This is a genomic window from Micromonospora sp. B11E3, from assembly GCF_039871625.1.
Classification (GTDB): Bacteria; Actinomycetota; Actinomycetes; order Mycobacteriales; family Micromonosporaceae; genus Micromonospora.
In genome coordinates this window covers 22,780-31,828 of the sequence record NZ_JBDPMC010000073.1, presented here as the reverse complement: position 1 = coordinate 31,828, position 9,049 = coordinate 22,780, and the positions used below count along the sequence as shown (strand labels likewise).

11 protein-coding genes are annotated in these 9,049 nt (G+C 69.4%); 6 read left to right on the top strand and 5 right to left on the bottom strand.

Features of this window, described 5'->3' with window-relative positions:
- Positions 1-126: 126 nt before the first annotated feature.
- The 3 genes from ABGB16_RS27115 to ABGB16_RS27105 form a co-directional block, all read right to left on the bottom strand.
- Positions 127-435, bottom strand: coding sequence for a hypothetical protein (locus ABGB16_RS27115; protein ID WP_347670917.1), 309 nt, complete (start codon positions 433-435; stop codon positions 127-129).
- 44 nt (positions 436-479) lie between these two features.
- Positions 480-1,133 (bottom strand): MFS transporter, encoded by a 654-nt coding sequence (locus ABGB16_RS27110; protein WP_347670916.1) that lies wholly within the window; start codon positions 1,131-1,133, stop codon positions 480-482.
- A 133-nt stretch (positions 1,134-1,266) separates the two neighbouring features.
- Positions 1,267-1,734 carry an SgcJ/EcaC family oxidoreductase gene (locus tag ABGB16_RS27105; protein ID WP_347670915.1) on the bottom strand — a complete coding sequence of 156 codons (468 nt, stop codon included), beginning with the start codon at positions 1,732-1,734 and terminating at the stop codon, positions 1,267-1,269.
- Positions 1,735-2,002: 268 nt separating this feature from the next.
- Here ABGB16_RS27105 and ABGB16_RS27100 point away from each other — a divergent pair, with 268 nt between their 5' ends.
- Together ABGB16_RS27100 and ABGB16_RS27095 are read left to right on the top strand one after the other, a co-directional pair.
- Entirely contained in the window at positions 2,003-2,500 is a 498-nt protein-coding gene (locus ABGB16_RS27100) for a MarR family transcriptional regulator (protein WP_347670914.1), read from the top strand.
- A 5-nt stretch (positions 2,501-2,505) separates the two neighbouring features.
- On the top strand, positions 2,506-3,075 hold the full coding sequence (locus ABGB16_RS27095; RefSeq protein WP_347670913.1) for a hypothetical protein: 570 nt from the start codon (positions 2,506-2,508) through the stop codon (positions 3,073-3,075).
- An 81-nt stretch (positions 3,076-3,156) separates the two neighbouring features.
- Here the strand turns inward: ABGB16_RS27095 and ABGB16_RS27090 are convergent, their stop codons facing one another.
- Positions 3,157-4,140: an LLM class flavin-dependent oxidoreductase gene (locus tag ABGB16_RS27090; protein WP_347670912.1), complete on the bottom strand. Its 984-nt coding sequence runs from the start codon at positions 4,138-4,140 to the stop codon at positions 3,157-3,159.
- Between the two features lie 289 nt (positions 4,141-4,429).
- On the opposite strand from ABGB16_RS27090, the gene ABGB16_RS27085 reads away from it, so the two are divergent.
- Positions 4,430-5,047, top strand: coding sequence for a hypothetical protein (locus ABGB16_RS27085; protein ID WP_347670911.1), 618 nt, complete (start codon positions 4,430-4,432; stop codon positions 5,045-5,047).
- A 90-nt stretch (positions 5,048-5,137) separates the two neighbouring features.
- Here ABGB16_RS27085 and tnpA read toward each other — a convergent pair whose 3' ends face one another.
- Positions 5,138-5,554 carry an IS200/IS605 family transposase gene (gene tnpA, locus ABGB16_RS27080; protein WP_347670910.1) on the bottom strand — a complete coding sequence of 139 codons (417 nt, stop codon included), beginning with the start codon at positions 5,552-5,554 and terminating at the stop codon, positions 5,138-5,140.
- 350 nt (positions 5,555-5,904) lie between these two features.
- Between tnpA and ABGB16_RS27075 the strand changes: the two genes are divergently transcribed.
- The 3 genes from ABGB16_RS27075 (at position 5,905) to ABGB16_RS27065 (ending at position 8,575) form a co-directional block, all read left to right on the top strand.
- Positions 5,905-6,930, top strand: coding sequence for a transposase (locus ABGB16_RS27075; RefSeq protein WP_347670909.1), 1,026 nt, complete (start codon positions 5,905-5,907; stop codon positions 6,928-6,930).
- Positions 6,917-7,471 carry a hypothetical protein gene (locus ABGB16_RS27070; RefSeq protein WP_347670908.1) on the top strand — a complete coding sequence of 185 codons (555 nt, stop codon included), beginning with the start codon at positions 6,917-6,919 and terminating at the stop codon, positions 7,469-7,471. The genes ABGB16_RS27075 and ABGB16_RS27070 overlap by 14 nt, the downstream gene beginning before the upstream one ends.
- A 159-nt stretch (positions 7,472-7,630) precedes the next feature.
- Positions 7,631-8,575 carry a hypothetical protein gene (locus tag ABGB16_RS27065; RefSeq protein WP_347670907.1) on the top strand — a complete coding sequence of 315 codons (945 nt, stop codon included), beginning with the start codon at positions 7,631-7,633 and terminating at the stop codon, positions 8,573-8,575.
- Positions 8,576-9,049 lie beyond the last annotated feature (474 nt).

The following is a 9,049-nucleotide window of genomic DNA, read 5'->3' as shown; positions in this document are numbered from 1 at the left end:
TGGTTTAGTCGCCTTTGCTCGTACCGGAGGCCCTTCCTCATGTCACGCCGCCACGCCGGCGCGATCACCGCAGTCGACCTTTGCCGCGCGCCCAGCGATGCCCTGAAACCCTTATTTACCAGGCTCTCAGTGGAGACGGACCCCGCCGTGGCCGCGGAGATGTGCATCGCGGTCGGACTCGCCGGCCAACCCTCCGACGGCGCCACCGTGGATGCGGTACGCCAACGGCGTGGCAACTCCGATCGGCTTCTCCACCGAGCGGTGCCGATCGGACTGGTGCGGCTCCTCCCGGCCCCCGACCCGGCGCTTCTGGCCGAACTCACCGACTGCCTGATGGAGCCGGCGACCGGTTGCGGCATCACGCGTCGAGGATGTCCCGAGGCGCTTGAGCGCTTGGCGCGCGGCCTTGGACGATACCTGCGTGTAGATCTCCACCGTCGGGGCTCACCGCGGCCGGGGACGAACCACTGGGTGACCTCTCATGCCGACGGTGCGGCCGGAGGCTGAGCCTGCCGGGACGCGCCCTGCACCAGCACGATGATCCCGCTCACCGCGGTGACCAGGAACGCCACCACCTCGAACGGCACGGTGACCGTGAAAGCCCACCGCCAACCGAGCATCCGCGTCAGATGCGTCCCGGCCACGGGTCCAAGCCCCAGCGCCAGCACCACCGCGCCGGCGACGAGTGGCGCCCACACGCGCCGCGCCCCCACCTGTGTGACCAGCACGGCCGTGACGCCCCAGGCCAGACCGGCCCCGAACCCGGTCACCGCGCGGCCGAGCAGCAGCAGACTGTTTCCCGAGGCCAGCGCGGTCAGCAGCGATCCGGGAACCAGCAGCGCGATCGCGGGCAACGCGACCGCAGTCGGCCACCGCCGGCCGACCAGAGCGCCGACCGGAACCGCCAGTACCGCCGGCAGCAGGTAGGCGACGAAGACCCAGGGAATTGCTGAGGTCGGCAGATGCATGTCCCGCTGCATCGCGGCCCCTGTCAGCCCGACGGTGACGGTGAGCAGGAAGGCACCCAGCGACGCGGTGAATGCCGGCCCGATCAGCAGCCAGACCGGGCGGACGGCGGAGCGCGGGCCGTACGGGGGGATCTGGTTGGCGGTGCCAGGCAAGGGTGAAGTCACCCCGGTGAATATACGGGCGTGGGCTCCGCGGCAGGTATCGGTACTGACGGTTGGCGCGGTGGAAGTGACCCCTGAGGCCGGGCACCTGCCACGACCGTGCGTCTCCGCGCTCTCCGACGTTTGTTCTTGCGGGTCAGGCCGTGGCTGGCTTGGTGGCGGGCTGGAGCTTGAAGGAGACTGCCTCCATCAGTGGCTTGTGCTGGGTCTTCTGAACGGCGGCGATGCGCCAGTGGCCGTCGGTGTCGCGTACGAGCATGTAGGTGGCGAGCTTGCCGAGTCGGCGCGGGGTCCTCCTGCCGACGTCGCCGCGGGTGACGACGACGGCGGTGTCGGCGCCGTATCTGCGGATGTCGAGAATCTGCAGGCTCAGGCGGGTGCCTTTGAGGAAGCTGTCGAACAGGGCCTGGTGGGCGCGGCCGATCTCCGGGCCGCTGCGGTAGACGGTGCCGACGAACGTGACATCGGTGGCGTCGGCGGTGAAGCAGGCGCCGTAGGCGGCGCCGTCGCCGCGGTTCCAGGCCTCCTGGCTGCGCGTCAGCAGTTCCCGGATGGCCGCGGCCTCCGGCTCGGTGCTGTCGGGGTGGATCGGGGTGCCGGTCATCTGGACGGCCTTTCTTACTTCTCGGCTTCGGTCGGGTCTGCGGGGAGATCAGGAACGAGACGCGTTCCATGACGGACTGGCGCTCGGTGTTGTCGCGGCGGCAGAAAGCGTGTGCCGCGGCGTCCGCGAGCGCCGGGCCTGCCTGCCGGGTACGCCGCGGCGGTGGACGGTGTCGGGGCGGTAGTGGTCATGCCGGCCTCCCGTGATAGCTTCTTGAGAGAAGCCTCTTCTCAAGAGATTTATCTTCTCTGAGGAAGAGATTAGGTGGATGGGGGATCTTGTGTCAACTCCACAGGCGCAGTCGGACGCCAGCCGCACCTACCGCCGCTACCTGAGCGCGGTCATGCTGCACGGCCATGCCAGCGCCAAGGCCTGCGACCTGGGCGCGACCGACCTCTACGCGCTGAACATCCTGGAACTGGCGGGGCCGATGACGCCGGGCGAGCTCGGCGCGCGCGCTGGGCTGACCACCGGGCCGACCACCCGCCTCATCGACCGCCTCGAAGCCGCCGGCTACGTCCGCCGCGCCCCCGCCCCCAACGACCGCCGCAAGGTGATCGTCGAGCCGATCGGTAAGCCGGCCCAGCTCGACCAGGTCATGGCGGTCGCCCGGCAGAAGATCGGCCAGATCCTCGCCGGCTACTCGGACGAGCAGCTCCACGTGCTCTTCGACTACTTCAGCCGCGCCGCCAAGGCATACCAGGAAGCCGCTGAGCACATCCCCAAGGCCGACCAGCCAGGTTCTCGCCCTCCGCCCCGACAATGAGTGCCATGGCGGAGATGAGCCCGCACGTGGCCAGGCGGCTGGGCAGGGTGTTCATGCTGGGCTTCCCGCTGCTCGGGTTTGCCTTCGACTTCGTCCTCATCCTGGTCACGTATCTGGTGCTGGCCTCGGCCGCGTCCAACGTGCTGGGTGAGGTGGCCGCGAGCCCCGCCAGGTTCGCCGCGTGGGTCGCGCTGGTGAGGCTGCCGATGACGCTCGCGTACACGCTGGCTGTCTCGTGGCGCCGCTGGATGGCCCTGGTGGCCAGGGGCGAGGTGCCCGATTCTCCGGTACGGAAGGGCTGGCGTCGCACGCTGGCCACGGTGCGCGACCGGGGGGCGGAAGCCGCTTGGTGGGTGATGGCCGCGCTGATCGTGTTCAACCGTGTGGCGCATCCGGGCGACGCGCAGGTCTGGCAGCTCGTCGCCGTGACCGCTGTCGGACCGCTCCTGCTGCCGGCGTCCGTGAGGGGATTGTTCCGGCTGCTGCGCTGGTGGTGGCGAAGGAGACGCAGGGATCCTGCGCGGCATGCGACGCCTGGTGAGGAGCCGCTGATGTCGGATGTCCAGGCGTCGTGACCAACCGGGTGACGACCGAGGCCGGATGCCGGACGCCCATGGACGATGGGGAGCGCTCCGGCAGCTCGGCCCCTGTTCCGGTTAGGAGCGGGTGTCGGTCAGCATGCCGACCATTGCCGCCGCGCGGTCGAGTTGCTTCCGAAGGTCGCCGACCGCGGAGAGCACGACGCTGTCCGCACCCGCGTCGTGCAGTTCGCGAATCCGCCGGACACAGTCGGCCGGAGTGCCAACTACGGCGAGTTCGTCGACCCACGAATCCGGTACGGCGGCGGCGCGTTCGGCCTCGGGCAGCGCGGCGATCTGAGCGAGCTGTCCGGCCAGGCCCAACGGGTCGAGATGGGCCGACCAGGCCGGATGGGTGATCGCGGCGGCCAGCACCGGACGCACCGCGTCGTGGGCTGTCGCCGCGTCCTCGTCGAGATGGCACAGCGCGTAGGCGGTGATCGGGTGCGGGCGCCGGTTGCCGCCCTGTCCGCGCTCGATCGAGGCGCGAGCCGCCGCGAGGTAGGCCGGTGTGACGGGCTCGGCCAGCAGCGTTCCGTCGGCGTAGCGGCCCGCCACCTCGAGCGACCTGGGACCGCGCACCCCGGCGATGACCGGCGGCGGCTGTCGGGGCGGGAACTCCAGGGCCACCTGGTCCAGCCGCACGTAGCGGCCCCGCACTGTGACCTCCTCGCCAGCGAGGAGCCGGCGGACCGCGTCCAGGTGCTCGCCGAGCGCGCTCAGCGGCGAGGCCGGTGCCGCGCCGATCTGGCGCATCCAGTCCCGCATTCCGTGACCCAGTCCACAGATGAGCCGGCCCGGGTGCATCTCGGCCAGCGTGGCAATCTCCATCGCGGTGAACGCCGCGTTGCGCGTGACCGCCGGCAGAATCCCGATGCCGACCGTGATGTGTTCGGTCGCAGCCAACGCCGTCGCCGAGGCGGCGATCCCACCGGCGAAGAAGCAGTCCTCGACCACCCACACCTCGTCGAACCCGGCCCCCTCGACCGACTTCGCAAACGCGGCGATCTCCGGTGCCGGCAGCCGGCACGGGATCTGAAAACCGACCTTGGGACGATTCACTGGCACTCCTGACGGTCACTGCACTCGGTCGGACAGTATCTCCGGTGCGGCGGGCCGCCGCAGCGACGTGCTCCTGGCCGGCGGCGGATTCGATGCCGTGCGGGCAGCAGGCGCCGCGCCACGCAGGACGTCGAGCGGCGGAGCGCTCGATCATCCTCGGGCGTCCTTCAGCGGTGGAGGATCGTGCTGATCCTGGTAAGCCGTAGCCAGGTTTCCGACAGCCGGCGGGGAAACCGGTCCGGGCGTCCTCATAATGTGTCGCGACCTGATCATCAACGCGGGAGCGGACATGAAGCGTGTGGACATGTGGATCCGGGCCGTTGGCGGCGCGGCCGTACTCGCGCTCGCGTTGGGCGGGGCGGCCGGATGCGGCGGATCCGCGACGACCGGGGGGCCGGCGACGGAGCATTCGGCCTCCACCGGGACGGACACGGTACCCGGGGCCACTGCGGCCACCACCGCGCCGGCAGCCACCACGGGCGGTCCGTCGGCTGACGCCTCACCGGTACTGGCCGACGGCCGGAGCCCGGTCTACCTCACCGGCCTGGACACCACGGGGAACACCGTCACGTTCGACCTGATCGAGTTCCTGACCGGCGACGCGGCCAAGGCGGAGTGGAAGAAGGAGCACCCGGAGAACCCCGACGGCCCGGACAACGACTACATGATCGTCAACAAGAACAAGCGGTTGCGGACGCTGCCGGTCGCTGCGGACGCGCAGTGCGTGGTGCAGTCGACGCTGGGCGGCACGGACACCAAGACGATCGGCTTCGCCGCCCTCCCGGCATTCCTCGAGCAGCAGAACAAGGAGGCGACGCTCACCCCGCCGGCCATCGCGGTGCTGCCGTTCTGGCTGACCGTGCGGCACGGGACTGTCGTCAGGTTGGAGGAGCAGTTCCTGCCCTGATGCACGCTACCGGAATGCGGGCCGGTGCTCCGTCCTTCAGGCGGGGGTGAAGGCCTGCGCTGGGAGGGCCGCCAAGGCCGGAACAGTGCCTTAAACCGGGCGGTTCTGCTGCTCGATGTACTGCTTCACGAGGCTCAGCGGTGCGCCGCCGACGGACCCGGCGAAGTACGAGCCCGACCACAGTTTGTTCGCCTGGTAGTAGTGCCGTACGAGGTCGGGGAACTCCTGCCGCAGGCGGCGCGACGAGACGCCCTTGAGGCTGTTGACCAGCCGGGTCACGGCCACCTTGGGTGGGTGATTGACGAGCAGGTGGACGTGGTTGTTCTCGCCGTTGAACTCGATCAGCTCGGCCTCGAAGTCGGCGCACACGTCCCGCATGATCTCTTCCATCCGGGACAGGTGGCGGTCAGTGAACACCTTGTGCCGGAACTTGGTCACGAAGACCAAGTGAGCGTGTAGTGCGAAAACACAGTGTCTGCCGGTACGGATGCCTTCGAGCTCGGCCATAAACCAATGATACGGTGGCCTTGTGCGGCTCCGTTACCACACCGGCTCTACCCGGACGCCGCCCAGCGCGAGGCGCTGGCCCGGTCGTTCGGGTGCGCCCGCGTGGTGTTCCACGACGGTCTGCGCCTGCGCCAGCAGGTTCGCGAGGCGGGTGAGAAGTACCTTTCGGACGGCGAGTTGTCCAAGCTGGTCATCACGCAGGCGAAGGACACCCCGCAACGGGCGTGGCTGGGTGAGGTGTCCAGCGTGGTGTTGCCGCAGGCCCTCGCGGATCTGAACGTGGCCTACCGCAACTTCTTGGCCTCGATCAGCGGCAAACGCAGGGGCCGCAAGGTCGCCGCGCCCCGCTGGTGCGGGAGAGGGGACTTGAACCCCCACGATTCCGGTCCCGCAAGGACAACCGGCAGGCAATCCGCTTCACCAGGAATTCCCGGTTCAAGGTGCTGGACAACGGCCGGTTGCGGCTGCCGAAGATCGGTGACGTTCAGGTGCGCTGGTCCAGGGTGCTTGCCTCAGACCCGTCCTCCGTGACGGTGATCAGGGATGCGGCCGGACGGTCCTTCGCGTCGTTCGTCGTCACGACGGAGCGGGACGAGACGCTGCCGCCAGCGGACTCCGAGATCGGAATCGACCTCGGGCTGACCCACTTCGCGGTGCTCTCGGACGGCACGAAGGTTGCTGCGCCGAAGTTCCTGCGCCGCGCCGCGCGCAAGCTCAAGCGGCTGCAACAAGCCCCCCTCTCGCGCAAGCAGAAGGGCAGCAACAACCGCAAGAAGGCCGTCAAGAAGGCCGCTCGCGCTCATGCGCGGGTGACCGACACCCGGCGCGACTGGCAGCACAAGCTGTCCACGGCGATCATCCGCGACAGCCAAGCGGTGTACGTCGAGGACTTGTGCGTCGTCGGTCTCGGCCGCACGAGGCTCGCAAAGTCCGTGCACGATGCGGGCTGGGCGAGTTTCACCAGCATGTTGGAGTACAAGGCCGCCCGGTACGGGCGAACGTTCGGCCGGGTGGATCGGTTCTTCCCGTCCACGCGGATGTGCTCGCAGTGTGGCCGCATCAACGACAAGATGGCCCTGAACGTCCGAGCGTCGGACTGCCGGTGCGGCAGCACCCACGACCGGGACGTCAACGCCGCCATCAACATCCTGGCCGCCGGGCAGGCGGACAGGCCAAACGACCGTGGAGCGCAGGTAAGACCGGGACTTGTCCCGGCACCGCGCGGCGAAGCGGTAACCCACCCGGACGCCGCGTGTTCCACGCGCAGCGTGGAGGGAACCTCCGTCCTTCAGGGCGGAGAGGATGTCAATTCCGTGCTGCCCCGCTGGCGAGGACGGCCGGCTGCGGGGTTACCCTGCGGCCGTGGCGGTCGGTGAGGACGGGGAGCGGTTGGCGGCGTCGCTGGCTGACCGGCTCGACGCAGTCGTCTTCACGAATTTGACCACGGACCAGGTCACGGCCCGGCTGATCGACGAGGTGGTCGATTGGGCGGGAAGGCGGGGTTGGCGGGTCTACCGGCGGGCGGCCAGCGTGCTGCCGCTGCCGCCGCCGATGTCCGCGCAGCGGTCGGTGCTCGACGTGGCCTGTGCCCGTCCGGACGGGCCGCCGGTCGTGGTCGAGATCGACCACGGTACGCGTCGCCGCACCTGGGAGAAGCTGCTCGCCGAAGCCGATGCGGGACGGATCGCACTCTGGGTGCGCTGGGGTGCCGCCCGGTTCACCGCGCCGCCTCCGCCCATCCGGATGGTGACCTGCGAGGTGAGCAGGCGACCGGACCCGACCGGCCAGGGCCGGGTGCACAGTCGCCTGCCGCGAGCCAACAGGCTGCCGCCGGCACACTCCACCGTGCGGGCGGTCGCCGCCGTCGAGCTGCCACTGCTGCCGCCCGAGTTACCCGGCGGCGGGCCCAGAGCCTGAATCAGACGTCCGCCGGCTACCTGGCTGCAATTAATTAGACCGTCATCTATGGTTAGTGGCTGTCGGTCGGTGCCGGCGGCGGCCAGCATGGTCGGTGGATGTGCCGCAGCGGCAACCGGTCCGGCTCCTGGTTGGTTGGGCGAGCATCGAGGAGATTGCATGATCAGGCGTCTACTCACCGTCGTGTCCACAGCCGCCCTGGTTGTGGGCCTCGCCGCCGCTCCGGCGGAGGCCGTGGTGGTCGGGGCGACAGGCTGCAACACGAACGTGTCGACGGTTCTCGGTAGCTGGGACCTCGACGGCGACAGTGCGCTGGAAACCGTCTACGACCGGCACACCGGCACGTTCACCGAGATCGGCTTCGTCTACCTGCTCGACAGTGGCGTCTGCTACGGGTACGAGATCCCCGGCGCGTCGAGCTACGACTGGGTGCTGTTCAGCCCGCCGTCAGACCTGAACGGCATCGCCGGCGCCGAACTCGCCGTCTCCTGGAAGACCACGCCGGGTACCGTGCTGAACCAACGCAAGACCTGGATCGTCAACCACCGCACCCGGACGATGTCCGAGGTCGCCTCCGGTGGGAACCTCTCCTGGGACTGGCAGTACGACCTCGACAGCCTGGCCGGCAACGACCTGCTGTTCACGTACCAGACGCTCTATCAGAGCCAGCCCGACTACGGCCTCGTCAAGGTCTACAGCACCCAGACCGGCCAACTGACCAGTTACTCGTTGCAGACCCAGATCGTCGACCCCCGCTTCGACCAGCGCGCGTTCGGTGACACCAACGGCCTGGCGGGTACGGAAGCGGTCTTCATCCAGTACCCGTACATCAGCAACAGCTACTACAACGGCGGCTTCGTCAAGATCCTCGACGCCCGGTCCCGGGTCGTCCGCAGCTACTCGACCCTGCCCCAGGCGTCGTACTGGACGTCACTGTGGAGCCTCGCGTCGTACCGGTACGAGGTGAGCCAGAAGAACGGCACCGGCGGTGCCGAGGTGACGGTGTACTACCAGTTCTACAACAACTCCACCGGCCGCAGTGACTACCTGCGCTGGGTGGTCGACGACACCCAGCAGCGAGCGACCCTGTACTACTCGTGGTGACCGGGATCCTGGCGCGCTCGCACCACCATCCCCTGGCCGGGGGTAGGTCCGCTCATCGGACCAGCCGCGCCCCTGGCGCAACTCCCGGGCAGGCTGGGTGACTGGTGTCGAACGGCGGTCGACCGGGTCCCGGTCGACCGCCGTTGCCGCGTGAGTGGTGTCGGCTCGCCCACGGGCCCCGAGACCGGCACGGCCACCGGGGCTGCTGGTCGACCTCGGCCGGCTGGACAACCTGGACGAGATCGCCGGGCTGTGTGCGGGCCGGCCCGTCCTCGCGATCCGCACCGCCGAACGCGTCGGCGCCCGCCTGCGGGGCCTCCGCGAGTGGCCGGACCCGGCGATCCTCACCAGCACTGTCGCGCGGCTGGCCGGACGTGGCGATCTCGCCGGCGGACTGTTCGCGGTGGCGCTGGTCCGGCACGGGCCCACTTCGGTTGGCAGGCGCCGTGGCGGGATCAACTGCTCGGGCTGCGC

Coding starts and splice junctions, on each gene's coding strand:
- ABGB16_RS27105 (WP_347670915.1), bottom strand. CDS start 1,734: ATGACCGGCACCCCGATCCACCCCGACAGCACCGAGCCGGAGGCCGCG.
- ABGB16_RS27100 (WP_347670914.1), top strand. CDS start 2,003: ATGGGGGATCTTGTGTCAACTCCACAGGCGCAGTCGGACGCCAGCCGC.
- ABGB16_RS27085 (WP_347670911.1), top strand. CDS start 4,430: ATGAAGCGTGTGGACATGTGGATCCGGGCCGTTGGCGGCGCGGCCGTA.
- tnpA (WP_347670910.1), bottom strand. CDS start 5,554: ATGGCCGAGCTCGAAGGCATCCGTACCGGCAGACACTGTGTTTTCGCA.
- ABGB16_RS27095 (WP_347670913.1), top strand. CDS start 2,506: ATGGCGGAGATGAGCCCGCACGTGGCCAGGCGGCTGGGCAGGGTGTTC.
- ABGB16_RS27065 (WP_347670907.1), top strand. CDS start 7,631: ATGATCAGGCGTCTACTCACCGTCGTGTCCACAGCCGCCCTGGTTGTG.